Annotated in this window: 20 protein-coding genes; 7 read left to right on the forward strand and 13 right to left on the reverse strand. The window is 65.1% G+C overall.

Translation table 11 applies throughout. The features are described 5' to 3' along the window. Nucleotides 1–119: 119 nt before the first annotated feature. Together ligD and AB4Y43_RS02170 are read right to left on the reverse strand one after the other, a co-directional pair. On the reverse strand, nt 120–2723 hold the full coding sequence (gene ligD / locus AB4Y43_RS02165; RefSeq protein ID WP_368726924.1) for a DNA ligase D: 2604 nt from the start codon (nt 2721–2723) through the stop codon (nt 120–122). 41 nt (nt 2724–2764) lie between these two features. Continuing rightward, the gene (locus tag AB4Y43_RS02170; protein ID WP_368726925.1) at nt 2765–3625 is read right to left on the reverse strand and encodes a Ku protein; all 861 of its coding nucleotides are present in this window, start codon (nt 3623–3625) and stop codon (nt 2765–2767) included. Between the two features lie 245 nt (nt 3626–3870). Between AB4Y43_RS02170 and AB4Y43_RS02175 the strand changes: the two genes are divergently transcribed. Beyond that, on the forward strand, nt 3871–6807 hold the full coding sequence (locus tag AB4Y43_RS02175; RefSeq protein ID WP_368726926.1) for a PAS domain S-box protein: 2937 nt from the start codon (nt 3871–3873) through the stop codon (nt 6805–6807). Nucleotides 6808–6824: 17 nt separating this feature from the next. On the opposite strand, the gene AB4Y43_RS02180 is transcribed toward AB4Y43_RS02175, so the two are convergent. From AB4Y43_RS02180 to AB4Y43_RS02190, 3 genes are all read right to left on the reverse strand, one after another. Then, nucleotides 6825–7973, reverse strand: a complete 1149-nt coding sequence (locus AB4Y43_RS02180) for a branched-chain amino acid ABC transporter substrate-binding protein (RefSeq protein WP_368726927.1) — start codon at nt 7971–7973, stop codon at nt 6825–6827. Between the two features lie 77 nt (nt 7974–8050). Continuing rightward, entirely contained in the window at nt 8051–9283 is a 1233-nt protein-coding gene (locus AB4Y43_RS02185) for an NAD(P)/FAD-dependent oxidoreductase (protein WP_368726928.1), read from the reverse strand. Then, a complete protein-coding gene (locus AB4Y43_RS02190; RefSeq protein WP_368685325.1) occupies nt 9283–10614 on the reverse strand; it encodes an amino acid permease in 1332 nt (443 codons plus the stop codon). Before AB4Y43_RS02190 ends, AB4Y43_RS02185 begins: the two co-directional genes overlap by 1 nt. Before the next feature lie 366 nt (nt 10615–10980). On the opposite strand from AB4Y43_RS02190, the gene AB4Y43_RS02195 reads away from it, so the two are divergent. Both AB4Y43_RS02195 and AB4Y43_RS02200 read left to right on the forward strand, forming a co-directional pair. After that, the gene (locus AB4Y43_RS02195; RefSeq protein WP_342947602.1) at nt 10981–12408 is read left to right on the forward strand and encodes a PLP-dependent aminotransferase family protein; all 1428 of its coding nucleotides are present in this window, start codon (nt 10981–10983) and stop codon (nt 12406–12408) included. Between the two features lie 347 nt (nt 12409–12755). Beyond that, nucleotides 12756–13292 (forward strand): hypothetical protein, encoded by a 537-nt coding sequence (locus tag AB4Y43_RS02200; RefSeq protein ID WP_368605216.1) that lies wholly within the window; start codon nt 12756–12758, stop codon nt 13290–13292. Between the two features lie 168 nt (nt 13293–13460). Here the strand turns inward: AB4Y43_RS02200 and AB4Y43_RS02205 are convergent, their stop codons facing one another. Next, nucleotides 13461–15065, reverse strand: coding sequence for an EAL domain-containing protein (locus AB4Y43_RS02205; protein ID WP_368726929.1), 1605 nt, complete (start codon nt 15063–15065; stop codon nt 13461–13463). Nucleotides 15066–15271: 206 nt separating this feature from the next. Between AB4Y43_RS02205 and AB4Y43_RS02210 the strand changes: the two genes are divergently transcribed. After that, nucleotides 15272–16738 carry an MFS transporter gene (locus AB4Y43_RS02210; protein ID WP_368685316.1) on the forward strand — a complete coding sequence of 489 codons (1467 nt, stop codon included), beginning with the start codon at nt 15272–15274 and terminating at the stop codon, nt 16736–16738. 128 nt (nt 16739–16866) lie between these two features. Here the strand turns inward: AB4Y43_RS02210 and tssJ are convergent, their stop codons facing one another. The 4 genes from tssJ to AB4Y43_RS02230 all read right to left on the reverse strand — a co-directional run bounded on the left by tssJ (nt 16867) and on the right by AB4Y43_RS02230 (nt 21299). Continuing rightward, the gene (gene tssJ / locus AB4Y43_RS02215; RefSeq protein WP_368727038.1) at nt 16867–17397 is read right to left on the reverse strand and encodes a type VI secretion system lipoprotein TssJ; all 531 of its coding nucleotides are present in this window, start codon (nt 17395–17397) and stop codon (nt 16867–16869) included. A gap of 14 nt (nt 17398–17411) precedes the next feature. Beyond that, entirely contained in the window at nt 17412–18569 is a 1158-nt protein-coding gene (gene tssG, locus AB4Y43_RS02220; RefSeq protein WP_368726930.1) for a type VI secretion system baseplate subunit TssG, read from the reverse strand. Next, the gene (gene tssF / locus AB4Y43_RS02225; protein ID WP_368727039.1) at nt 18533–20347 is read right to left on the reverse strand and encodes a type VI secretion system baseplate subunit TssF; all 1815 of its coding nucleotides are present in this window, start codon (nt 20345–20347) and stop codon (nt 18533–18535) included. Before tssF ends, tssG begins: the two co-directional genes overlap by 37 nt. 142 nt (nt 20348–20489) lie before the next feature. Next, on the reverse strand, nt 20490–21299 hold the full coding sequence (locus tag AB4Y43_RS02230; RefSeq protein WP_368726931.1) for an ImcF-related family protein: 810 nt from the start codon (nt 21297–21299) through the stop codon (nt 20490–20492). A gap of 133 nt (nt 21300–21432) precedes the next feature. Here AB4Y43_RS02230 and AB4Y43_RS02235 point away from each other — a divergent pair, with 133 nt between their 5' ends. The 3 genes from AB4Y43_RS02235 to AB4Y43_RS02245 all read left to right on the forward strand — a co-directional run bounded on the left by AB4Y43_RS02235 (nt 21433) and on the right by AB4Y43_RS02245 (nt 22532). Further along, entirely contained in the window at nt 21433–21552 is a 120-nt protein-coding gene (locus tag AB4Y43_RS02235; RefSeq protein WP_368726932.1) for an AAA family ATPase, read from the forward strand. A 29-nt stretch (nt 21553–21581) separates the two neighbouring features. Continuing rightward, complete coding sequence (tssE, locus tag AB4Y43_RS02240; protein ID WP_342948882.1) at nt 21582–22013, forward strand: type VI secretion system baseplate subunit TssE; 432 nt, start codon at nt 21582–21584, stop codon at nt 22011–22013. 180 nt (nt 22014–22193) lie between these two features. Then, nucleotides 22194–22532: a DUF2322 family protein gene (locus AB4Y43_RS02245; RefSeq protein WP_368727040.1), complete on the forward strand. Its 339-nt coding sequence runs from the start codon at nt 22194–22196 to the stop codon at nt 22530–22532. A 49-nt stretch (nt 22533–22581) separates the two neighbouring features. On the opposite strand, the gene AB4Y43_RS02250 is transcribed toward AB4Y43_RS02245, so the two are convergent. From AB4Y43_RS02250 to AB4Y43_RS02260, 3 genes are all read right to left on the reverse strand, one after another. Next, nucleotides 22582–24021 (reverse strand): MFS transporter, encoded by a 1440-nt coding sequence (locus AB4Y43_RS02250; protein WP_368726933.1) that lies wholly within the window; start codon nt 24019–24021, stop codon nt 22582–22584. A 163-nt stretch (nt 24022–24184) separates the two neighbouring features. Beyond that, nucleotides 24185–25336: a CaiB/BaiF CoA transferase family protein gene (locus AB4Y43_RS02255; RefSeq protein WP_368726934.1), complete on the reverse strand. Its 1152-nt coding sequence runs from the start codon at nt 25334–25336 to the stop codon at nt 24185–24187. A gap of 16 nt (nt 25337–25352) precedes the next feature. Then, nucleotides 25353–26303, reverse strand: a complete 951-nt coding sequence (locus tag AB4Y43_RS02260) for a hydroxymethylglutaryl-CoA lyase (RefSeq protein WP_368726935.1) — start codon at nt 26301–26303, stop codon at nt 25353–25355. Between the last annotated feature and the right edge of the window lie 87 nt (nt 26304–26390).

Here is a 26390-nt window from a genome sequence, read left to right on the forward strand (position 1 = left end):
GTCTCAGGACAATTGCGTGTAAAAAAAGGACAATCAGCGCGCCGCGCTCGCGCTGCGCCAGCGAACCCACTTCGGAGGCGACGAGCTTGCGAGCCTGGTTGGCATCTGACGATAAGCTTTCACTTCACGCCGAGTTGTTTCCACATAGCGGCCGTAATCCGTTGGCGCGCCTTTTCGTAGCCGCTCCACGGATCGGCGCGCAGCGCTTCGAGCCGCCCGCGCACATTCGCGACATTCCACTGGTCGCCGCTTGTGAGCGTGTGCAGTTCGTCCCAATCGACCGGCACCGATACGCCAAGACCGGGCCGCGCCCGCGGCGCATAAGCCGCAGCTGTGCTCGCGCCGCGGTTGTTGCGCAAATAATCCACGAAAATCCGGCCCTTGCGGTTCTGCGCCCCCATCTTCGCGCTGAAGCGCTCGGGCAGCGTCGCCGCCATGTGGCTCGCCACCGCGCGCGCGAAGTCCTTCGCCTCGTCCCAGCCGGCAGGGCGCGTGAGCGGCACCACCAGGTGCAGGCCCCGTCCGCCGCTCGTCTTGCACCATGCCCGTAGGCCCAGCGCCTCGAGCAGCTCGCGCGTGAGCTGCGCGGCCTCGAGCATGCGCTCCCAACCGAGCGAGGGATCGGGGTCCAGGTCGAAGACGATGCGGTCGGGCTTTTCGATGCTTGCCGCGAGCGCATTCCAGGTGTGCAGTTCGATCGTATCCATCTGCGCGGCGCCGACCAGCGCTTCGGTGGAATCGAGCGTGAGCAGAGGTGCATGGCCTGGATCGAGACCGGCGTGCTGCGTGGCATGGGGAATCTGCAACGCTTTGGCGTGTTTCTGGAAAAACAGCTCGCCTCCCACGCCCTTGGGCGCACGAGCAAGCGCAACGGGGCGCCCTTGCACGTGCGGCAGCAGCCATGCGGAAATCGCTTTGAAGTACTCAACGAGATCGATCTTGCGCAGTCCGCTTTGCGCGTCGATCACCCGCTCGGGATGGGTGATTCGCACGCCGGCGACTTCGGCTTCGTCGTGCGCGGCCCGGCGCGTGCGGCTCACAGTCTTTGGTGCGTCCGTCGAGGCTTGCTTCGCGACCTTCTTTTCGCGTTGGTTCGCCACCGCCTGCACGGGCGTCGGCTGCCCTTCGCGCACGATGTCCTTTGCGGGCTTGTCCTCGCGCAGTCCGACGAACGACGCCTGGCGCACCACGCCCGCGCTCGTCCATGTCTTGAAGCGCACCTCCGCCACGAGTTCGGGCCGCACCCAGTGCACGCCCGCGCGACGCTCGGCCGCCGGCACCGCCGCGAACGGCGAGTTCTGGCGCTCGCGCGCACGCAGTTCGCCCGCCATCGCTTCGAGCCGCGCCGCGTCGAAACCCGTTCCCACTTTGCCGGCATATTGCAACGCGCCATCGTCGCCATACACGCCGAGCAGCAGTGCGCCGAACCCCTCGCGGCTGCCCTTCGGTTCCGTATAGCCGCCGATCACGAATTCCTGGCGCCGCGAGCAGCGCAGCTTGAGCCACGCTGCGCTGCGCGTGGACGTGTAGCGACTATCGCGCCGCTTGGCGACGAGTCCTTCGAGATTCGCCTCGCAGGCGGCTTCGAGCAGGGCCTGCGGTTCGCCCTCGAAGGCCGCCGAAAAACGCAGCGCATCGTCAGGCTTTTGTGAGAGCAGCGCCGAGAGCTTATTGCGGCGCGCCTCGAGCGCCACGCCGCGCAAGTCCGCGCCGTCTAGCCAAGGCAGATCGAAGAGCCAGAACGTGATGTCGCCCGCACGGCCCGCGTCGAACGCGTTCTGCAACGCCTGGAAGTTGGGCACGCCCGCCGCGTCGAGCACAACGGCCTCGCCGTCCAGCCACGCCGATTCGACCTTCAGCGCGCGCAGCGCTTGCACCTGACGCGGAAACTTCGCTGTCCAGTCGTTGCCGGTGCGGGTAAAGATACGCACATCGCCCTTGCCGCGCGCGTGGCGGTCGATGCGCGCCAGCACGCGGTAGCCGTCGAACTTCATTTCGTAGAGCCAGTTGTCGCCGTGCGGGGGAGCGTCGACCGGCGTAGCAAGTTCCGGGGCAAGTGTCTCTGGCATCGATGCGCGCACTGCGCCTTCCAGTGCCGTGGCTGCCTCCTGCTTCGCGGCCCGGTTGCCCGCGCGGGCGCCCTTTTTTGATGTTTTCGACGTATTCGACGTAGCAGGTTCGTCCTCGACTACATGGAATTTGTCTTCAGGCATGGCCTCGTCGTCGCGCTGCTTGATCAGCAACCAGCTCTCCTGTTTGCCGTCGTGCATGGGACTCCGCACGAGCGCCCAGCCGCCGTGCAGCCGCTCGCCCTCCAGCGTGAATTTGAGCTTGCCTTGCGCATACCCTTCGCGCGCGCCGCGCAAACCGCCCTCGGGGCGCCACACACCGTGGTCCCAGATCGCCACCGTGCCTGCGCCATAGCTGCCTTCCGGAATGCGCCCTTCGAACGAGCCATATTCGAGCGGATGATCCTCCACATGCACGGCGAGCCGTTTCACCGTCGGGTCTAGGCTCGGGCCCTTGGGAATAGCCCACGACTTGAGCGTGCCGTCCAGCTCGAGGCGAAAGTCGTAGTGCAGCCGCCGCGCATCGTGACGCTGTATCACGAACGATCCTTCACCCTCTCGCGGTTTCGCGCTGCGTCGCGCAGTGCGACCACGCGGCTCCGGAGTTTCATCGAAGCGGCGCTTCTGTTCGTAGACTTCGAGTTTGTGCTTCATCGTTCACCCTTGTTGCGCTCTCTGAGCCGCATTTGCGTTCATCATGCCGCGCGCCGTCCGCGCTTCGGCGCCGTTTTCCGCGGCGGCGCACTCGCGCCGCGCTCGCTGCGCTTGCCGAGACTGCGCTTGAGCAGCTCGGAAAGGTCGACGATATCCGCGCCGCGCCGCTCGGGCGCGGGTGCCGCAACGGGCGTGAGTTCGTGCGCCTTGCCTTCGCGCGCCTTGCGCCCGGCCAGTTCGAGAATCGCGTCGAGGTAGGTGTCGCGATACGTTTCGGGGTCCCAGTCCGTGCTCATGTCGTCGATGAGCTTGCGCGCCATTTGCAGTTCCTGTGTGCTCACGCCCGCGGCTTTTGCACTGCTGGGCAGCCGCTTCACCGCATCGAACTCGCGCACCTCGGTGGCCCACCGCAGCGTTTGCAGCGCAAGCGCGGGGCCCACCGCCACGAGCGCCGCGAGATGCTGCCGGCTGTGCAGCACGACGCTCGCAATGCCGAGCTTGCCGCTCGCCGCGAGCGCGTCGCGCAAGAGCGCGTAGGTCTTGCCCGCGCGCTTATCGGGGGCGAGCCAGTACGGCGTGTCGAGGTAGAGAAAGGAGACCTGCGACGCCTCGACGAACGCGAGCAGCTCGACCGTCTGCGTCGATTCGGGACTCGCGGCCTTGATCTCCTCGTCGGACATCACCACGTAGGCGCCTTTTTCATACTCGTAGCCGCGCACGATGTCGGCGTGCTGGACCGCCTTGCCCGTGCGCTTGTTGATCTGCTGATAGCCGACTGGGTCCAGCGTCCGCCGATCGAGCAGGTTGAAGCCGGTACGCTCGCTCTGCTTAGCCGGGAACACTTCGACCGGCACATACACGAGCCCGAAGGTGATGGCGCCTTTCCATATCGCGCGTGGCATGCTCGCATCCTCCTCGCCTTCCGTATCGTGCGGCCATCACGCAAATACAATGCCCGCCGCCCTTGCGGCCCGTTCAGAAGTGCGCTGTGTTCAAAGGGACGCAACAAAACGTGCTGGCATCTCCCGGTTTTTATCTACGGGAATACGCGATGCTTACCCGCAAACACAATGGGCTCCACCTGCGTTAGCAACTTTGCACCGAAGATGCGAACGCCGGGGCGGCGGACGACTAAAGCGGAGGCAGCATGCAAGACAACGGCGCACCTGCGCTCACGGTCGAGGAAACGCTGATCACCGAAGCCCTGGTGAACCGCCCGAACCGACTGCCCGACTACCAGGGCGAGAGCCGTGCGCTTGCTGCGCTCGCGCATGAAATGGCGAACAATCCCTCAGGTGTGCTGCCTATGCTCGCGCGGCTCGCCCTCACGCTTTGCCGCGCCGAGTCGGCCGGCGTGAGCGTGCCCGAGCGCGACGGCCCCACGGCCCGCTTCCGCTGGGGCGCGGTGGCCGGCGAACTGGCTGCCGACGTGGACCGCACGCTTCCCGGCGACGATTGTCCCTGCGGCGTGACCGAGGGGCGCAATACCATGCTTCTCTTCGACCGGCCGGCACGCAGCTTTGCTTCGTACCGCGCGATCGATCCACCCATCAGCGAGGCGTTGCACGTGCCATGGCGCGTCAACGGCACGGTGGTCGGCACGGTCTGGGCCGTGACGCACGGCGAAGAAAGACATTTCGACGCCGAGGACGCGCGCCAGCTACAAGGTCTCGCCTCCTGCGCGAGCGCCGCCCACCAGTTGACGAGCGCGCTGAGCGACGCCCAGGACGCGGGCCGCAATCTCGCGCAGCAGGTGGCCGAACGCACGCGCACGCTGCAGAACATCAATACGAAGCTCCACGACGAAGCCGAGCACCGCAAGCAGGTCGAAGAGGCGCTGCGCGAGAGCGAGGCGCGCCTGCAGGCCGCCATCTCCATCGAAACCGTGGGCGTGCTGTTCTTCGACCTCGACGGCACCATGGCCGACGCCAACGGCGCTTTCGAGCAGATGAGCGGCTATAGCCGCGAGGATTTGCGCGCCGCGGCGCACTGGGACCGGCTCGTGCCGCTCGAATTTCTCGGCGTCACGACGCGTGCGGTCACCGACCTCGCCACCACCGGACGCACACAGCCTTATGAACGGCAGTTGATCCGCAAGGACGGCACGCGCTGGTGGGGCCTTTTCGCGCCCACGCGGATCTCGGGCACGGGCATGGCTTCCAGGTGCGCCGAATTCGCACTGGACATTACGGAACGCAAGCGCGTGGAAACTGAATGCGCTGACAGCGAGGAGCGCTTTCGCGCGTTGGTGGAAGGATTTGCGCAGGCCGTATGGGAAGCCGATGCCCAAGGTCAGGCCGAGTCGGTCTCGCCGGGCTGGTCGGAATATACCGGGCAGCCCGGCGAAGAATGGCTCGGCGAAGGCTGGGCGAACGCCGTCCATCCCGATGACCGCGCCTACGCGCTGCGCCAATGGAAAGACGCGATTGCGGCACAACGCGTGGTGAACGCGGAATATCGCCTGCGCGTCGCCGCGGGTGGCTGGCGCTGGACCAACGTGCGCGCCGCGCCGATCTGGAATCCGGACGGCACGGTGCGCAAGTGGGTGGGCATGAATATCGACGTGGACGACCGCCGCAGCGCACAGGAAGCGCTGCGCGAGAGCGAGGCGCGCTTTCGCGCGCTAGCCGAAGCGTCGCCCGCACTGATCTGGCAAATCGACACGCAAGGCAATACGGTCTATCTGAACCAGCGCTATCTCACGGCGATCGGCCTCACGCCCGGACAGCTGCTCGAAACCGGCTGGCAAACCATCGTGCATCCGCGCGACCTGCCCGGCTTTCTGTCGCGCCTACAGGCTGCGCAACTCGACCATTGCGCGTTCCAGAGCCGGCTGCGCGTGAAAATCAAGGATGCAGGCTGGCACTGGTTCGAAACCTGTTGTGCGCCGTGGTTTTCCGCGAACGGCGAGTTTCGCGGCCACGTATGTGTATCGATCGACGTGACCGAAGCCGTGAACGCCGAAGACGCGCTCAAGGAAGCGGACCGGCGCAAGGACGAATTCCTCGCCACGCTCGCGCACGAACTGCGCAATCCGCTCGCGCCGATCGCCAATGCGCTGCACCTCATCCGGCACAGCGAGTTTCCACCGGACTCCGCGCCGATCCTCGACATGCTCGATCGTCAGGTGCATCACATGGTGCGGCTGATCGACGACCTGATGGAAGTGTCGCGCATCACGCGCGGCAAGATCGGCCTCGTGAAGGCGCCCGTGGCGCTCGCGGAAATCATCGAGAATGCCGTCGAGACGAGCCGCCCCGCCATCGATCAGGCCCATCATGAACTGAGCATCACGCTTCCCGACACGCCGCTCGTTCTCGATGCCGATCGCGTGCGGCTCACGCAGGTCTTCGCGAACATGCTCAACAACGCGGCGCGCTACACCGACACGGGCGGCCAGATCCGGCTCGACGCCACGCGCGAAGGCGAGTGGGTCGTCGTCGCACTGAGCGATACCGGAATCGGCATGTCGGCGGGGCAGATCGATCAGGTGTTCGAACTGTTCACTCAGGTCAGCCGCCCAGCCGACCGCAACCAGGGGGGCCTCGGCATTGGCCTCACCATGGTGCGACATCTCGTGCGCATGCACGGCGGCACCGTCGAGGCGGCAAGCGCCGGCCCCGGCAAAGGCAGCACCTTCACGGTGCGCCTGCCGCTCTCGCAGCAGACACCCACGGAAGCGCGCGAGACCCCGGCGAGCGTGGCGCGCGCTGCGAAGCCGCTCGCGGGCAAGCGCATTCTCGTGGTCGACGACAACCGCGACGCCGCCGATTCGCTCGCCATGGTGCTCTCGGGCGAAGGCGCGCAGGTGCGCGTGGTCTACGACGGCGCCGCCGCGCTCGGTGCGCTGGCGCAGTCGGTGCCACATGCGGTCGTGCTCGACATCGGTATGCCCGGCATGGACGGCTATGAAATCGCGCGACAGATTCGTCAAAGCCCGCGGTACGCCGGCCTGCAGATCATCGCGCTAACGGGTTGGGGCCAGCACGCCGACCGGCTGCGCTCGCGCATGAGCGGAATCGATTCGCATCTCACGAAGCCGGTCGATTTCCACACGCTATTCGAGCTGCTGGTCGCGCGCTGAAAGGCCCCTCACGCGCTTTACACGCCATTGCCCCCGAGCGTCTTGAGGCTCTTCCACTGGCCCTGCTGCACCTCGAAGAGCGTATAAGGCGGCTTGATGAGGTCGCCGTGCGGATCGAACGCGATATTGCCCGTCACGCCCACCACCGTCACCTTCGGGAAACTCGCGACGATCTTTGCGCGGTCGAGCGAATCGGCGTCGCGAATCGCCTTGATCATCGCGAGCGCGGCATCATAGGCGAACGGCGCATACAGTTCGACATCCTGATTGAAGCGCGCCTTGTAGCGCTTCGCGAATGCTTGCGCGGAAGGCAGCTTGTCGAGCGCCGGTCCCGGTTCGAGGTCCTGCGTGCCTTCGCCCGCCGGGCCCGCGATCTGCAGGAAGGCATTGCTCTTCAATGCGCCCGCGCCGAACAGGCGCGCCGGCATGCCGAGCGTGCGCATCTGCTTGGCGAGCATCGCGCCCTGTTCGTCGAGGCCGCCAAAGAAAATCACGTCGACGTTCTTCTGCTTGAGCGAGGTAAGAATGGCGCGAAAATCGACGGCTTTGTCATTGGTGAACTCGCGGTCGACGATATTGCCGTTGGCCTCCTTCGCGCCTTTCTCGAACGCGTCGGCGAGCCCCTGGCCAAAGGCCGTGCGGTCGTCGATGATGCCGATGCGCTTCGCCTTCAACTGCTCCACCGCGAACTTGCCGGCGATCACGCCGCCGATGCCGTCGTTGCCCATGGTGCGAAACACGTTCGCGTAGCCCTGCTGGGTCAGCGCCGGATTCGTCGAGCCCGGCGTGATCATCGCGACATTCGCATTGTGATACACCGTCGAAGCGGGAATGCTGCAGCCCGAGTTGTAGTGGCCGATCACGCCGACCACGCCGTCGTCCACGAGCTTTTGCGCCACCTGCACGGCCACGTGCGGATCGGCCTGGTCGTCCTGCACGTCGAGCACGTACTTCACCGGCTTGCCCGCAATTATGGGGTGTTTGGCGTTCTCCTCGTCGATCGCGAGCTGCGCGCCGTACTGCAAGTCCTTGCCGACGCGCGCCACCGGGCCGGTGAGCGGACCCGCGAAGCCGATCTTCACAACCTCGGGGTCGGCCGCCTGCGCGGGGCCGTGCAAGCCCATCAGCCCGAGGGCCATCGTTAGTACGAGAGTGCGGCGGTTCATGATGCTCATCCTCGCTGGGAGACTGTTGCGGTGGGTGGTTACGTGGCGGTTGGCTGGAAAGTGGCTTGAATCACGGGTTAAAAGCGTCGCGGACTATAAGGCGCAAGATCGAAAGGAGGCGCACGCCTTGCAACGAGATCGGCGACCACGCTGCCCGTCACGCCGCCGAGCGTCACGCCCAGATGCTGGTGCCCGAACGCGTAGATCACGCGCGGCGAGCGGCTCGACGCGCCCATTACGGGCAACGCGTCGGGCAGGCTCGGCCTGAAGCCAAGCCAGTCGCTGTCCGGCTCGGGCAGTCCAGGCAGTGCCTCCTGCGCGGAGCGCGTCAAGAGGCGCAGCAGGTCCGCATTCTTGCCCGCTCCGCTGGCCGCCAGCTCGACGGTGCCCGCCGCGCGGATGCCGCCGTCCATCGGCGTCATGTAGAAGCCGCGTTCGGCCCAGCCGCACGGACGCGAAATTCGATTAGCGGTGCCAGGAAAGCGCACGTGATAGCCACGTTCCACACCTAGCGGCACTGCGTCGCCGCATTGGCGCGCGAGGCGCCCCGAAAACGCACCCGCGCAGACAATGGCCTGTTCCGCGTCATGCGCCTCGCCCGCCGTATCGATCAGCTTCACCGCACCAGACGTTGGCTTCAGCGTATCGACCGCCACGCGCCGGTGCACCAGGCCGCGCTGCGTCAACATCGCGTGCAAGGCCTGCAGAAAGCCGCGCGGATCGCTCAGAAACCAGCTGCCCTTGAAGAGCGTGCCTTGAGAAAAGAGCGGCGCGAGGCCGGGCTCCAGTTGCGCTATCTCATCGCGCGCGAGCGTTTCGAACGCCACGCCGAGCGAGCGCCGTAGCTCGAGCGCCGGCTGCGCGGCCTTGAACGACGCTGCGCTCGAATACAGGTAAAGGCATTCGCGTTCACGCACGAAGGCCGCGAGCGTGTCGACGGCCAGCATTTCGCGGTAGCCTTCAAAGGCGCGCGAAAGCAATTGCGCGAGCGCATTCACGCTGCCCTCATAGCGGCGGGGCGTCGCGCTCAGCAGGAAACGCGTGAGCCAGGGCGCGAGCGCCGGCACGTCGCCCCAGCGGATGCGCAGCGGGCTCGTCGACGAGAATAGAAAGCGCGGGATGTTGCGGAACACGTCCGGGTTGTTCACGGGAATGCACGCATAGTTCGCGAATGTGCCCGCGTTGCCGTATGAGGCGCCCTCGCCCGGCCCCTGCGCGTCGTACAGCGTCACGCTGTGCCCGTCGCGCATGAGCCAGTACGCGCACGACAACCCCACGAAGCCCGCGCCGATGACAGCCACTTGCGCCATTACTTCTTCCAGTTGGTTGCAGGCTCACGGAATTCCTGCACGTGAGTCCTCTTGCGTGTGAGCAGGTAAGCCGCCGACACCACCGCCAGGCTCGCCAGGCTCGCCATGAGCTGGCCCGCGAGCGCATGGTCGAAGCCCATCGCGCAGAGCACGCCGGCAATCGCGGCCACCACGGCCCACGACAGCCAGGGAAAGAGCCACATTTTGAATGTGAGCCGTTCGGGCGCCGTCGCCTCGAGGCGCCGGCGAATCACGATCTGCGAAACGGCGATGGAGAGATACACGAACAGCATGATCGCGCCCGATGCACTGACGAGATAGAGGAACACGCCCTGGGGCGAAACGATGGCCGCGACAATGGCCACGTAGCCGACGATGCTGCTCGCGAGCACAGCGAGGCGCGGCACGCGGCTCTTCGAGAGCGTGAGCAGCGCGCGCGGGGCGTCGCGGCGCTCGGCGAGCCGGAACACGATGCGCGAGGACACGTAGAGCCCGGAGTTCAGCGCCGAGAGCACGGCCACCAGAACGATTGCATTCATGATGTCCGCGGCGCCCGGAATATGCATGGTTTCGAGCGCGGCCACGAACGGCGAGTAGCCCACCTTGATGCTCGCCCACGGCACGATGCAGGCGATCACGAAGAGCGAGCCGACATAGAACGTGATGACGCGCAGGATGACCGAGCGCGTCATCGACGCCACGTTGCGGCCCGGATCGTCGGATTCGGCCGCGGCAATGGTCGCGATCTCCGCACCGCCCACCGCGAAAATCACCGTGGGCACGCCCGCGAAGATCGACATCGCGCCGAACGGCATGAACCCGTGGTCGCCGCTCAGGTTGTTCACGGTCTGGTGCCACGAGCTGAACCCGAACAGATAGCTCGCGCCCACCACGATGAACACGATGATCGCCGCCACCTTGATCGACGCGAACCAGTACTCGAATTCTCCATACGATTTCACCGAGAGCAGGTTCACGGCCGTCATGAGCGACAGGAGCACGAGCCCGATTACCCAGACCGGTGCGGGAATCCAGCGCTGCAGGATGCCCGCGCCCGCCACCGCCTCCACGGCGACCACGATGACCCAGAAGTACCAGTAGAGCCAGCCGTTCGTGAAACCGGCCCAGTCGCCGAGACCGATGCGCGTGAACTCCGTGAACGAGCCGACACCCGGATGCGCGAGCGCCATCTCGCCGAGCATACGCATGACGAACAGCACGACGATGCCGGCCAGCAGATAGCTCAGGCAGGCAGCCGGCCCCATCGCGCTGATGGTCGCGCTGCTCCCGACGAAGAGCCCCGCGCCGATGATTCCGCCGAGCGAAATCATCGTGACGTGCCGCTTGCGCAGCGAGTGGCCAAGGGGTGTGGATGTTGCGTCTGAAGCGGGTGTGGGTTGCCGGGTTGCCACGAGCCTGTCCTCCTGTAATACAGTGCGTGTTGCGCCGAACTGCCGACCGAACAAAACCTTGAATTCATACTCACACAATAATTTTTTGTGTGCAATTAAAAATGCTTTGTGTGGAGACCAGGAAATTCCCTGGTGGGTGACCTTTCGGCCCGGGACAAAGGCAGCCAAACTCCGGCCAGATATCGTACTATTGACGTAACGATGCGGTGGCGGCGCTGGCAGCCCATCTCACAGCAGCAAGGTAACGTGGCAAACGATCGAATTTTGTATGGAGTTACTACTTGCATGAAAGCCGACGATTACCAGACAAAATCGGATGACGATCTCCAGACAAAAGGTCGTCAAGCCACGTATCTGGAGGTCTCCCGCAATCTCGAGGAGCAGGTGCGCAGCGGTCAGTACCCACCCGGCAGCCGCCTGCCGCCGCAGCGCGATCTGGCCGTGGAACTGGGCATCAACGTCTCCACGGTCTCGCGCGCGTATAAGGAATTGCAGGCGCGTGGGCTGATCGTGGCGAGCAAGCGGCGCGGCTCGATCGTCACCGGCGGCGCCATGCCTGCCGTCGGCGCGGCGGCGCAGCGCGGCAGCCAGGCGAGCGGCGCTGAAGCGGGTGGCGTGGTGGACCTCACCGTCAACCGGCCGGCGACCGGCGAATTTCTCGCGCAGCTCGCCCGCACGATGGCGTCGATCTCGCGCGACCCGCGCTTTGCGGAAACCCAGGAATACCAGCCGCCCCAGGGCGCCGAATGGGCGCGCGCCGCGGGCGCGCAGTGGATCGCCGCTCCGGGCTTCACGCCCTCGCCCGAGAATCTCGTCGTGACGAGCGGCGCGCAGCACGGCCTCTATGCGGTCCTGAGCAGCCTGATGGGACACGAAGGCGTGATCCTTTCCGACAAGCTGACGTACTACGGCCTCAAGGCGCTCGCGCCCGTATTCCAGTTCGAGCTGGTCGGTATCCCGAGCGACGCCGAAGGCCTCCTGCCCGACCAGCTCGAAGATGCCTGCCGCCGCATGCCGGTGAAGGCCATCTTCACCGTGCCGAACCTGCAGAACCCCAGCGTGGTCACGATGAGCCTCGAGCGGCGCCTCGCGCTCGTGGAGATCGCCCGGCGACATCACGTCGCCATCATCGAGGACGACGTGTACGGGCCGTTGCTGCGCAAGCGCCTGCCGACCATCGCGAGCCTGTGTCCCGAGCTGACCTTCCACGTGGCCTCCACCTCGAAGGTGCTCGCGCCCGGGCTGCGCATCGGCTATCTGCTCACGCCGCCGCACGGTGCACCGCTCGCAGCCGAAGCGGTGCGTACGACGGCCTGGATGCCTGCGCCGCTCACCACGCTCATCACCACGCGCTGGATCGAGGACGGCACCGCGCACCTCATCCTCGAAGCGCAGCGTGCGGAGCTGCAGGCGCGCCAGGAACTCGCTCTCCAGATCCTGCCGCGCGAGTTGCTCAACAGCGACCCGGCGTGCATGTTCGTCTGGCTGCGCGTACCGGCGCCGTGGCGTTCCGACGACTTCGCCGCGAACGCGCTCGCGCGCGGCGTGAATACCATGCCCGCTTCGGCCTTCGCGGTGGACCGCTCGACGCTCGAGCACGGCGTGCGTATCAACCTCGCGTGTGCAACCTCGCGGGAGCAACTCGCGCGCGCACTGAAGGTTCTCGCTCGCACACTGCAGGACCGGCCGCGCGCGCTCTTCGGCACGATCTAGGCCGCACCCGGATTTTCCCCAATGGGTTGGCGTCGATGTGGCGTCGATGGGCTCGCCTGCTGCGTGAGCCCATCGAGCATGCGCACGTCCATGCGCAATTTCTTCCGCTGCGAGTGCGCCTCGCGCAGCTCGAATCGGTCATAACGTCCGCGATGTTAGGCAACGACGGTGCACGTCAACCGCGCTCTGGTGGACTTCGCATCCATCTGCATCGCGTACGCACACATTCGGCTGGCAGGAAGCAAATCAGGTACTAGAATGCATTGGTGCAAGTGATGCAAAGGCAGTCAGTTCGGCAGGAACGTTCGACAGTTTGATGTTTCGAGTTCGTCATTGGAGGCATGCTCATGACGTGCCTGAACGAAAAGATTGTCGGTGCAGCCTTTTTTATGCTGAGCGGTTACGCATTCGCTCAGAGCACCGGTTTGAACATTCCCGAAACCATGACGGTCGCCAATATCCCGTCAATGCCGATGGAAGTGGTTCCAGCGCTGCCACCGGAACCCCAGGCGTACCTCCACCGGTACGAAATGGAATATCAGGCGAATCAGTCAAAGCCGTTTTACGCGGAAGTCGAAAGCTTTTATAGCGCGCCGGTGGCACAGGACAAATACCATTACGACTTCGTGAAATCCGCGCCCGGAAGCCGTTACGGTGAGCAGCAGGCTGCACGGTCGAGTGCCGATTATCTGCAGATGGGCCCTTCCACAGCGCCGCAAATCTCGATTCTTCAGGTGCCGGACAGCACGCTGAACATCGGCGCGCAGCCTCAGCGCAGGCTCTCGCTGACCGTCGACGAGTGGGTGTTTTCCGCCACCGCACGCGTCGCCATTCTTCATTCGCATAGCACAGGCGCAACGGTTACCGTTCGGCGCGGCTTCTAGATCCGCGTATCTGATTTAACTGTCGAATCGAGAAAGACAATAATCGAAACAGGAAATGGCGCAACCGGAAGCAAGTGCGCTTTTGCAGACAACCTTCGGTAAGGATTGCAGACTTCGCAACTTCGGCTTACGGAATTCGTTATTCAAGACCGTTCATACGTATTCGCGCTAGCGCACCGGCGACGACACCGCATAACGCACGAGCCTCGCGTCGCGCTGCATTTCGGCAATACTCGCAGCGGAGCCCGGCCGCCGGTAGAAATACCCCTGCCCATAGCGAATGCCCAGACGTTGCAACATCTCGTGTTGCGCCTCGGTCTCGACACCCTCTGCAATGATTTCCATTTCGAAGTGACTGGCCAGCGCCACGATCCCCTTGACAAGCTGATCGCCGCGCCGCTCGAGTTGTCGTACGAACTGCCCGTCGATCTTCACGTAGTCGAACGGAAAGCGCCCGAGCGTGTCGAGGTTGCTGTGATGCGTGCCGAAGTCGTCGATAGCGAATTTCACGCCGCGCGCCTTCAGCGTCTCGAACACCGCCTCGGTGCGAGCGCGCTGTTCGAGCAGGAAACGCTCGGTCACTTCGAGAATCAGGATGATGTCCGGCGGCAGGTGCTCGACCGCGCCGAGCACGTCCGCCACGAAATCCTTGCGTTCGAAGTCCAGCGGCGCAACGTTGACGGCGAGGTGAAACGGACGCTCGCTCGTCGCGCGCACCATCTCTGTGGTTGCGCGTTCGAGCACGAAGCGCGTGACCGGTCCGAGCAGGTGGCTACCCTCTACGTCGGTCATGAACACGGCGGGACTCACTGCGCCGAATTTCGGATGGGTCCAGCGAATGAGCGCCTCTGCGCCGCTCACGCGGCCGGTCGCCAGTTCGACCACGGGCTGGTAGACCACATGAAACTGGCCGTGCCGCAGGCCGCGGCGCACCGCCGAGAGCAGCAGCCGGCGCGGCGCGAATGCGATGAGCCAGGCCGCGCCGATCAGCAGATCGACGAGCAGCGCCGCCGCGCCAAAGCGCAGACCGTATTTCCAGCGTGCGTCGCGATGCGCGCTTGCCGCGAACGCCACGTCGACGGCGAAGCCCCAGCGCGAAGATGTGGCACGCGCACCCGCGTGGCGCGCCGCGTCGCCGGCGGCGAGCAGCGCACCACGGTCGTCTATCGCCGCAGCGCCCGGCACGGAAAGCGTGACGCGGCCCGCGCCGTAGCGCACGCCGTGCGCGAGCGCATCGGTCAGATACGCCGACTCGATCACGTAAAGCAGGCCAACGTTCTCGCCGGTGGGTACATAGAGCGGCATGACCGGCACGTGGGCCTGCCAGGGCGAGCCGCCGATCAGCGTGACCGCAGTGCTCGCAGGTACATGCGCGAAGAACGGAGCGAGCGGCAGGTCGTAGGGGCCGAGCGCAGACGAACAGTAGAGCCGCCCGTTCGCCACGAGATTGATGCCGCGCACGTAGTTGACGTGCGTTCTCAGCTCGGCGAACTGCCGCGCCACACGCTCGCAAGGCTGCCCCGGAAGTGCGGCCAACGCGGCACTTTGTGCGGTGAGCACGCTATCGAGAATGTGCTCGATCGCGGACACCATATCCTGCGCGATCAGACCTTCATGCTTGCGGATCGACTTGTCGCCTTCCCTCACGCCGGCGGCCGCCGCGAGCAACAGCAGACTTGCGGCGCACACGAACGTGACGATGGCGGCGAGCGTGGGCGTGAGGCCCGACCAAAGGGACTTGCGAATCGAAGACCACGTAGCTGGTTTTGTCATGGGCACACCTGTGCATGGATGGCGTGCCCCGTTCCGGACATGATCCGGGCATAGGCTCCCTGCACGTCACCCGCCTTTTGTATGAACAGACGATACGTTACGTCAACCGCTTCCTCACATGTTGATTTTTCTGTTTTCACGCGCGCCCCGCCTTCCGGGAACGGCGCATGCTACTACGCATCCCGTGCTGAACCCGGCCTTGCCCGATGAATCCTCCCAATACGACCGAGACGACTGATAAGCCCGCCATCATCGCAACCACGCTGCCCGCGCGCCTCGATCGCTTGCCGTGGGGCCGCTTTCACGTGCTCATCGTCGTGGCGCTGGGCGTCACCTGGCTGCTCGACGGTCTCGAAGTCACGCTGGCCGGTGCGGTAGCGAGTGCGCTGAAAACAAGCCCGGTGCTGCATCTCGACAATGCGCAGGTGGGCCTGGCCGGCAGCGCGTATATTGCCGGCGCGGTGTGCGGTGCGCTCGGCTTCGGCTGGCTCACGGACCGGTTGGGCCGCCGCAAGCTCTTTTTCATCACGCTCGCCGTGTATCTGCTGGCCACCGCCGCGACAGCGTTTTCATGGAGCTTCGCGAGTTTCGTCGCGTTTCGCGCGATCACGGGCGCGGGCATCGGCGGCGAGTACGCCGCCATCAATTCGACGATCCAGGAGTTCACGCCCGCGCGCGTGCGCGGCTGGACCGACCTCAGCATCAACGGCACGTTCTGGGTGGGCGCGGCCATCGGCGCGGCGGGCTCGCTCGTGCTGCTCGACCCGCACCTGCTGCCCGCGGACTGGGGCTGGCGCGTGTGCTTCTTCATCGGCGCGGTACTCGCGCTCATCATCTTGCCCATGCGCCGCTGGATTCCCGAAAGCCCGCGGTGGCTGCTCACGCACGGCGAGCACGACGAGGCGAAGCACATCGTGGAAGGCATCGAGACGCGTTTTCGTGATGCGGGCCATACGCTGGAAGACCCGCCTGACGACCCGCTGCGTCTGCATGCGCGCGGCCATACCCCGCTGGGCGCGGTGTTTCATGCCATATTCGTGCGGCACCGCCGTCGCGCGCTGGTGGGTCTATCGCTCATGACCGCGCAGGCCTTCTTCTACAACGCGATTTTCTTCACCTACGCGCTCGTGCTCACTGAGTTCTATCACGTGCCGGGAGGCGACGTGGGCCTCTATCTGCTGCCGTTCGCACTCGGCAACTTCCTCGGTCCGATCGTGCTGGGGCGGCTCTTCGACGTGATCGGCCGGCGCACGATGATCGCCGCGACCTACGCGCTCTCGGGCGTGCTGCTCACGGCGAGCGGCTGGTTGTTCGAGCAAGGCATGCTCACCGCGACGATGCAAACCGCCGCGTGGATGGTGATTTTCTTTTTCGCCTCGGCCGCCGCGAGTTCCGCCTATTTGACCGTGAGCGAATCGTTTCCGCTGGAGATCCGGGCGCTTGCCATCGCCGTGTTCTATGCGTTCGGCACGGCGCTGGGCGGCATCATCGGCCCGGCGTTCTTCGGACGACTGATCGATACACACCAGCGCAGCGAAGTGTTCACGGGCTATGCGGTGGGATCGGCGCTCATGATCGCGGCTGCACTCGTGGCCGCGATCTGGGGCGTGGACGCAGAGCGCAAGTCGCTCGAACATGTGGCCGCGCCGCTTTCGTCTGTCGGCGAGGAGTAGGTTCGCGGCGTTACTGCGTTGCCTTTTGTGGAGGTGCGTCGCGGTCCAGCGCGTCGAGTTCGACGAACAGCTCGGGCAATGATTTCTTCATCTCAGGAATATTGAACGACACCCGGCTATCGCTGATCTCACTGTGAGGCTTTCCGGGACGAGTCGTCTGCGGCGAGCAGAAGCTGGTCGACGAGTTGGAGGTTCAGCGGCTTATCGGCGTCGAGCTTCGTTTTCTCGATCACGTATTTCCAGCCGTTGCCGTTACCCGGGTTTCGGTAGAACGCGACGATGGCCACGTACTTCGTGTCGGCTTTCATCGGCTGCGAGAGACTCGCGGACGCCCCCGGGTTCAACGCAGCGGCCATGCCGTCCTGCAGGTCCTGCGCGAGTACCGTGCGGTCGTTTTTCAGGAGATCGTCATAGGATGCGCCATCGAACAGCTTGCGGTCCCTGAGCTGGTAGATGCGTACCGCGACCGATGTCGGCCGGCCGGCATCGTCCGGATTCAGGGCCTCGCGCGCGGACAGATCGACGTTGAGTACCTTGACCTGTTTGTAGAACACGGCGTGCCAGGCACTCGACGACGTGTCTGACACGGCCTGCCAGGCCCCGCAGGCCGACAGCAGAAAGGCAGATGCAACAGTGGCAATGGCCAGGCGGATAGACATCATGGTTTCCCCGGTTATGTGCGTTTCGGACTCAGGTAAGGATTGGGCGCCGGTGCGGGGAACGCCTCGGTCACACCTAGCGGAATGGTAATCGTGCGCTCTTCCCCGGCAGGCAGCACCGTGGTCCAGCCAAGACGCGGCGCTGGCGTGGCCGATGCCGTGCTGATAGTGCCAATCGTGCCGATGGCCGGCAAAGGCGCGATCCGCGACGACACCTGCATGCGCAGATGAACGTCGGCCTTCACACCCACGTAAAGGCGCACGAATGCGAGCAGTTCACGGTTCATCCACGCCCCCGGCAGGAGATCGTGTGCCTGTTGTGCGTTGGCGGGACGCAGCGTCACCCGAACCGCACGACCACGCCAGGCCAGCCGCCTGCCCAGCACGTAGCCCCCACCCAGTCCCTGCTGGGCGCCGCTCCCCGATTCCTGCGCCGGAGGACGTGAGCCCAGCGGCCTCGGTTGGCCGGGACGGGCGTACACCGGGAAAAACTCGTCGGCGCGCACATCCACGCCCGGAACGGCCAGCGCAATCACTCCCGCAAGGCCCTCTGGCGTGCGGGTCTTCAGGCATAGCAGGCCCAGCAGCGCCAGCATGCGGCAATCAGGCAAGCCCGCGCGCCCGGGCTTGCCGCCCCAGCCAAATCCGACCAGGCTCAGCAGGTTGCGTGAATGAGCGTCGGTCCCGCCCGGCCGGAAACTCTCCGGATAGCGGTACTTCTTCCATGCGCGGTACAGCATCGTGACGAAGCGGTGATCGAACCGGTCGAGAAACGACTCGACCGCCTCATGCCCCTCCTCGCGCAGGACGATGTCGTCGATCATGTGCGGCGGCACCGCCGAGTCGACGCCGTACAGACCCATGAAGGTCGTGCGCACGGTGGGCCGCACCGACCGCGCGGTTTCATCTGCCGCGTCGCCGAAGTCGACCGCGGCGACTTCGCCCGCAGGAAATCCGACGCGCGGCCACGACCCGAACCGCACGGGTTCGTGCTCGGGCGTGTCGCGCGTGCCCAAGCCCGCTCGATCCGGCACGCTCACCTCGAGCAGGCGGCACAACTGCATGAAGTTCATCCGGGGCGCGCGGGCCAGCAGCGACGCAACCAGGGGCTCGAGATTGGGAAACTCCTCTGGCTTCATAGCGGGGAGCGCTCTGCCTTGCTGCGCGGCCATACTGTGCGGGTCTGCGATGGCAGGCTTACGATCGAAAGTTTCGTGAACAGGTTGATTTCCGCGTACAGCGCGAAGAACCGGTGCAGCAGTTCGCCGAACAGCATCACGTCGCCCTCACCCGCGAACGCATGGGAATCGAGCGTAACCTCGATCAGCACGCCACGCTCGACCGAGCCGCCCGAAACCTCCTCGAGTAGTTCCTCCGAAACCCAGAGGATGCCGTCCAGGCGCCGCCGGTTCAGTTCGTCGTCGGTCCAGTCGTAGAGGCCGAGCGCGCCGCGCAGCACCTCCGCATCCATCAGCGACAGGAAGTTGGGCGCCAGATGAGATAAAACCCGCCACTGAAACCGGTCATCCGTCGGGGGATAGAGCGGCAGCGTCGGCGCGACGAGGTTGCGCACGCCGGCGACGTTCGGCGTGCTCGTGGCGAGTTCACTGAGACTCGCCTCGCGCAGCCCCTTGCGCGGCAGCATCCCGTTGGTGCCGGTCACGCGCAGCGAGAGGCTTTCTTCCGGCAACGTCTCCATCGTCTCCCAGGCGTGTCCACCCAGGACGACCCACGTATCATGTAGTCCCGACATGCCGGGGCGCACCCGCGCGTGGAAATACCGCTCCGGCGCCTCGTGACGCAGCATGCCCCCGCGATGCCGGAACGTGGCAAACGGGACGTATTCGTAGCGCTCTGCCGTCACATGGTCGAAGGCCTCGATCGCATCGACTGCATACGTTTCGACGTGTTCACCCTGATGGCCCCCCGGCACGACACGGTATTCCGTCTCGTGGTGGTTGATCTCGATGGGCTCGGCGTCGAGTTCGAAGAGATTGATGACCGGCGAGCAGAACAGTCGCACGTTGTCACGGCTGAAACGCTGGTCAGACGGGTAGGCCTCCCTCAGGACGAATTCCAGCTCGAAGCGTGTCGTTCCCGCGGGCAACCTGGCCACGTCGAGTCCACACAGATCGACGAAAAGGAACTTTTCCCTGAAAGAAAAATATTCGAGCAGGAGCTGGTATCCCGAGAACGCCGCGTCGGCCTTGGGCCACAGCCGCTCTTCGGGTGAAAAACCCGCGGGCTCCAGCGTGACGCCAGACAGCGGCAGCGCTTCGCCGTCGCGCAGTTCCGGGATACGCCAAAGGATCGAGTCGACCTGGCGTGTAAGCGCGAGGTGCATGGAAAACGCCACTGGCAGATCGGCGTTCAGGTGCAGGCGCACGCGCGACAGGTCGGTTTCTTCGCGCCGCGCTGAATGATGGAGCTCGAACCCCAGCCGGATGACCGAGCGGCCGTCGTGCCGCACCGACGGTCCGGCATGCGTGATAGTGAGCGGCTGCAGCGTCACTGACTGGGTGGTCCGGTAAAGGCATTGCACGGTGCGGGCCGTCGTACCCTCGGCGCCCGCGGCGAACGGCATACTGATGGGCGCGGAACGCACCGGCACACCCACCGGCACCATTTCAGTCCTCTGGAGTTTCTCCCGCAGCGGAATCAGCTCGACGACCGACAGCGACGGCATCATCCGCAGATAATGTGGCCATAGCAGGCTCACGAGCCCTTCTGTCAGTTCCGGCAATTCGTCGTCGAGCTTCTGCTGCAGGCGGCCGGTCAGAAAAGCAAAGCCCTCGTGCAGACGCTCGACGTACGGATCGCGATCGCCCACGCGATCCAGATTGAGCAGGCGCGCCCGGTCGGGATGCGCCTTCGCGAACTCCTTGCCGGATTCGTGCAGATAGCGCATCTGGGCTTCGTAGTAGCGCAGAATCGGATTGTCCATCGCAATACTTCCTGTTTTTAATTCGCAGTACAAATCAGACCGAAATCCATGCTCTTCCCTCATCTACAGGTTTCAGGTGCCGGTCAGTGTCGGGCTCGCATGCACCAGGCCACGCTTTCCGATGGCCGCCGCACGGATCCCGCGCGCCTTATTGGGCCAGCGCCAGTGCGCGTGCCGGGTCGAGTACCGTCATCTCGCCCTGCAGTTCGCCAATGCGACGCGCGAGCGCTGGCTTGTCGGCATCCTTGCGGTTGCTCGCCGCCTTCAGCGCCCGCAGCAGTTGATGCTTCACCTCGAAGACGAGCGCAGGATCGCTGCCGCTGAGCCGCAGGATCGGACCGAATGCATTCGCGAGGGGGGCGAGCTGGGGCTGTGCCCGCTTCGACGGATCTTTCTCGTCGGCGCCGACCAGGTGCTGCGCCTTGCTGACCAGCGTATCCGAAAGCGATTGCGCCGTGACGCCCGCGCCGGCCTGATACACGATGGCATTCATGAGCGTAACCAGCGGCGAGCGTTGCGGGTCGCCCAGCAGCGAGAGCTGGTCGGCGGTGGCAGACAGTGTCGAGGCGCTCTGCCAGCGCAGGCTGTTGAGGAACTGCGCCCATGCGCGCGCATAGTCGTCGAAGTAGCGTTGACGCAGTTCCGCTTCCCGACAGTTTCGCGAGCGTGTCCTGCGCTGCACCGATCGTTGCGCGGTTTGTGAAACCCGATGCCATCGTGCCGACGATCCAGAGGCCAATCGCAGCCGTTGTGATCCAGGCGGCGATCGTGGAAAACGAAAGGCCGACACGGCGGCCGTGAATCTTGCGGCTGTGGTCGGCAACGGTCTGCCAGATCGTGCGCGGTTGCAGCGTAACGGCATCGCCTTCTCCTGCGTCCGCCGGATCTTCCGTGGCTGCGGGTCGCGCCAGTTCCTGCGCCTTGAAAAGTGGTGCAAACAGCAGCCCGTGCACGGCATGGCGCCAGTAGCGCGAGCGGGACGTCTGCAACACGAGTCCCGACAGCGCGCTACCCTTGGGGGTGGACGTCAGCCCAAACAAGCCCTCCGAGACAATGATCTCGAAGGTAAGGCTGGCACAGAAGTCCGGTGAATGGCAGCCCACACGGTTTCGCAGCTCAAGGGCTCGCCTCCGGGCTATGTCGGTTTTGGCCGCGGCGGCGTGCTCACGGAGACGGTGCGACAGCGCTCAGCCGGTCGCAATCACGACTGAAACAACATCCGGCTAATGGAGCCCTCGCCATGCCGACAGGCCCGTCCCTCTATGACATGCTGCTTGGCCACATCAATGGCGAGGCACTCGAAAACCACGATGACAATACGCTCGAAATCCTGAGCGTCCAGGCAAACATTGGGCGAATCCTGAACACGCGTGCGGGTGCGCTCAAGCATGTGCCCGACTTCGGATTGCCGGACCTGACCGACGTCTACAAGAACCTGCCAGCGTCAGTCCACGATTTGCGCAACCAGATGGAGAAGACGCTGCTCAAGTTCGAGCCACGTCTGCGTTCGATTGACATCGAGATCAGCGACAAGCCCGATCCAGGGCTTCTGGTGAGCTTTACGATGGTCTGCCATCTCCGGAAGGCCGGGCTGGTTCGGTTCGGAACTTACTTCGAGCCACCCGGGCGCATGCGTATCGAGCGGCTCGTCATTCGTGAGCCTAAGCGCTAGCGCGTTTTCGATCAACTTGCGCGACGGGGCCTCGAGTCCGAAATGTGGCAACGGGAGATTTACAGTAGCCTTTCACAGGAAATCGCCACATCGAGCCCGATGCCCGACGGCGCCCGCGCCGATCAGCTAAGATACGGCTCCACAAAAGCCATTTTTCGAACCAACGGAGTGTTTTCAGTGATTCAGGCAATTCAACCGGGCGCCGCCTTCAAGGACAATCTCGCACTGCTGCCGGGCATCGACGGCATCGAGCGCATCGATCTCGTGGACGCTCAGGGCAACATCGCCGCGAGCATCGAAAACAAGCCCGGCAAGCAGGGCTCGCTCGCGGTCTACCACTATCTGCGCGAAGCTTTCGGCACGCTCGACTCCAACGCCGCCGAGCATGGCCTCGCCGTATTCGCCGAGCACACCGCCGACGCGAGCAACCGTCCGGGCGCACACCCGAACGTCGATCGTCTGCTCGAAATCGCAGCAGGCGGCCCGACGCTGCGCATCGACGTGATCGCCGCAGCCTGAGCGTTGCCTTCGCAGGCGTGCCAGCCGGCGCGCCTCCTTGCCTGGCAACTCAAGCCGAAAGTTCTTCCAGCCGAACGCCATTCGTGCGCGGCCCGAATCCGCCGATCGAAATCATCACCGCGAGCATGCACACGGTGATGCCGGCGAACACACCGCTCACGCCAAAATCGCGCAGCAACGCGGCGATGATGAAACCCGACATCATCGCGCCCACGCGGCTCGCGGAATAAACGATGCCGTTAGCGCTGCACCGCACCGCAGTGGGGAAAAGCTCGGCCTGATAAGCGTGATAGCACACAGATATGGTCTGCCCCGCCAGACTGATCAGGACACCGAGCGAAATCAGCGCGAGCGGCCCGCGCGCCTGCGAGAACAGCAAGCCGAACACGAACACCGCAAAGGCCGAACCGACGATGAGCCACTTGCGCTCGATGCGATCGGCCACAAGCATCGCGAGCAGCGGCCCGCACGGCAGCGCAATGGCGATCACGACCGCATAGAGCAGGCTCTTGGTGACGGTCACGCCCTGCCCGATCAGGAGCGTGGGCACCCAGTTCGCGAAGCCGTAATAGCCCACGGCCTGGCACAGGTTGAACGCGATCAGCATGATGAGGCGCGCCCGATACGGCGGCTTCCAGAGTTCCGCGAGCGAAGCGCGCCGGTGCGCGGGCAGCACGAGCGTCGGCGAAGGCTCGGGCAAGGGCTTGCCGCTTTCGCGCAAGGCGCGTTGCTCCATATGCGCGATCACCCGTTCGGCCGCTTCGGTTTGACCGTGCGTGACGAGCCAGCGCGGGCTTTCCGGCACGGCGCGGCGCACGAACCACACGATCGCCGCACCGAGCGATCCGGCGAGCACGACCCAGCGCCAGCCGTCGAGACCGAGCGGCGCCTGCGGCACGAGCCACCACGACAGCAGCGCCGAAATGGGCGCCGCAGCAAACATGATCGCCTGATTCAGCGCCATGGCGCGGCCGCGCATCTGCTGCGGGACCAGCTCCGTGACATAGCTGTCGATGGTGACGATCTCGATGCCCACGCCGATGCCGGTGATGAAGCGCCACAGGATCAGCCCCTGCGAGGTATGCTGAAACGCCATCGCCACCGAGCCCACCGAATACCAGAGCAGCGAGAAAGTAAAGACGCTTCGTCGTCCGAATCGGTCGGGCAACCAGCCGAAGCAGAAGGTGCCGACGAAAAGCCCCGCGAAGGTCGCGGCGACGAAGGCCCCGATGCCGTCGAAGCCGAAGAATGCATGCGTGGTGGTTTGCAGCATGCCGCTTTTTGCCATGCCTGGGGCGATATAGCCCGTGAAGATGAGATCGTAGACCTCGAAGAAGCCGCCCAGCGAGATCAGCATGACCAGCATCCAGAGCTGGCGCGTGGCGGGCAGGCGGTCGAGCCGCGCGGAAAGCGCTGCCGCTGCGCGATTGCCTGTGGGTGGGGCCGTGACGGCATCGAGCGGGGCGTCCGCGCCGAGGGTTCGTTGCATGCTTGTCTCCGTGACGACGCCTCGTCGGGCGTCATTCTTGTGAACGCCGGGGCCGCGAGCGTGCGGCGCGTGCGAGCTTCTGCCGGCTCGTGGCACGCGCAACCATATGGCAGACCGGCGGGGGAACTGCGAACCTACTACTTCTACTTCGTCTGCCGCTCGCTCAGGGCGCTGCGTGTGACTTCAGGCCCGCCAGCACCTCTTCGGTATGCTCGCCCACCTTTGCGAGCGGCTGACGCACGCCGGGACGGCGACCGCCCATCATGAGCGGCAGCAGTACGACTTCGGTCATGCCGCCGTCGTCGGTCTGCATCGGCACGAGTCCGCCGCTCGCCTTGAGGTGCGGGTCGTCGAGCAACTGGTCGGGGCGCACGATCGGCGCGTACGGAATGCCGGCCGCTTCGAGACGCGGCATGAGTTCGGCCACCTGCTGCGTGGCGAGCACGGCGCCGAGACGCTCGAGCAGTTCGGGCCGCACCGCCACGCGCAGCGCGTTGTTCGCGAAGTGCGGCTCGTCGGCGAGCTGCGGGCAGCCGATCACGTCGCACAGCGTCACGAACTGCTTGTCGCTCACCGCGCCGATGAAGAGCTGTTCGCCTTCGGCAAGCGTGAACACGTCGTACACGCTCCACGCCGACACGCGCGAAGGCATGGGCGGCGGCGCTTCGTGCGTCATGGCGTACTGCTGCATGTGCTGCGCGCTCAGGAACACGCAGTTCTCGAACAACGCGCTCTGCACCTCCTGGCCGCGCCCGGTCGCGTCGCGCTCGCGCAGCGCGGCCAGCACGCCGATCGCACCGAACATGCCACCCATGATGTCGTTCACCGATGTCCCCGCGCGCAGCGGCCGCCCCGCAGGCCCGGTCATATACGAGAGGCCGCCCATCATCTGCACGACTTCGTCGAGCGCGAGACGCTTTTCATAAGGGCCGGGCAAAAAGCCCTTGTGCGAGACGTAAATGAGGCGCGGGTACCGCTGCGAGAGCGTGACGTAATCGAGGCCGAACTTTTCCATCAGGCCGGGACGGAAGTTTTCGAGCATCACGTCGCACTCGCCGATCAGCTCGACGGCTGCCGCACGGCCCGACTCGGTGTTGATGTCGAGCATCACGCTCTTCTTGTTGCGGTTGAACGAGCGGAAAAAGCCGATGCCGAGACCCGGCAAGTTGCGCGTCTTGTCGCCGCCGGGCGGTTCGATCTTGATGACTTCGGCGCCCAGGTCCGCGAGGATCATCCCGCAGGTTGGGCCCATGACCATGTGCGTGAATTCGACGACGCGCACGCCTTCGAGCGGCAAACGGTTTTGCGTATTCATAAGGATCTCAAACTAGTCAGACGTGCTGTGCAATTGCGCCAAAGGTCTTCGGCAGGCCGGCGCGCCAGAGCGTGCCGTGCAGCGTTTCGCCCGCCAGCCACTGGGCCACGCGCGTGCGCAGCGCCAGCAGCCGTTCGATGTCGATGCCGGTATCGATGCCCATGTCGGCGAGCATGAACGCGAGGTCTTCGCTCGATGCATTGCCGCTCGCGCCCGGCGCATGCGGACAGCCGCCGATGCCGCCGAGCGTGGCGTCGAAGCGCGTGACGCCCGCCTCCAGCGCCGCATAGACGTTGGCGAGCGCGAGGCCGCGCGTGTCGTGAAAATGCGCGCAGCACAGCCGCTCACCCGCGATCTCGCGCGCGGCCTCGAAGAGTTCGCGCACGGCGGCGGGATTGGCGTAGCCCACGGTGTCGGCGAGGCTCACGCGGTCCGCGCCCGCGTCGAGCAGCGCCTGCATGCAGCGCAGCACCTCGGCGGGTTCGACGCGCCCTTGCAGCGTGCAGCCGAACGCCGTGCCGATGCCGCCTTCGATCAGCGTCTTCGCGCCGCTCGCGTCACGCGCGGCGCGGATGCGCGCCACTTCGGCCACGACTTCATCGGGCGTCTTGCGCAGGTTCGCGAGGCTATGCGCCTCACTAGCGGAAAGGGGCACGAGCAGCAGGTCCGCTTGCGCGTCCAGCGCTCGCTCGGCGCCCTTCAGGTTCGGCACTAGCACCGAGACGAAGAGGTCCGGCAGCGTCTTTGCGTAAGCGACGAGTTCCGCCGTATCCGCGAGTTGCGGCAGGAGGCGCGCGGGCACGAACGAACCCACCTCCATCTCGCGCTGTCCGGCTTCGTGCGCCGCGCGGATCCATTCGATCTTGTGCTCGGTCGGCAGCACCGTCTGGATGCTCTGCAGGCCGTCGCGCAGGCCGACCTCGCGTATCACGGCACGCGTCCGGGCCCATTGAGGTAATGGGGGCATGAGGGTGTCTCCGTTTTTGTCTCCAGCGATGTGCTAACTTTAGGCATTCCGCAAAATACATAAAGCGGTATTTTGGAAGTCTCAAGA

It is taken from the genome of Paraburkholderia sp. BR10872 (assembly GCF_040965835.1).
In the GTDB taxonomy this organism is placed as follows: domain Bacteria; phylum Pseudomonadota; class Gammaproteobacteria; order Burkholderiales; family Burkholderiaceae; genus Paraburkholderia; species Paraburkholderia nodosa_A.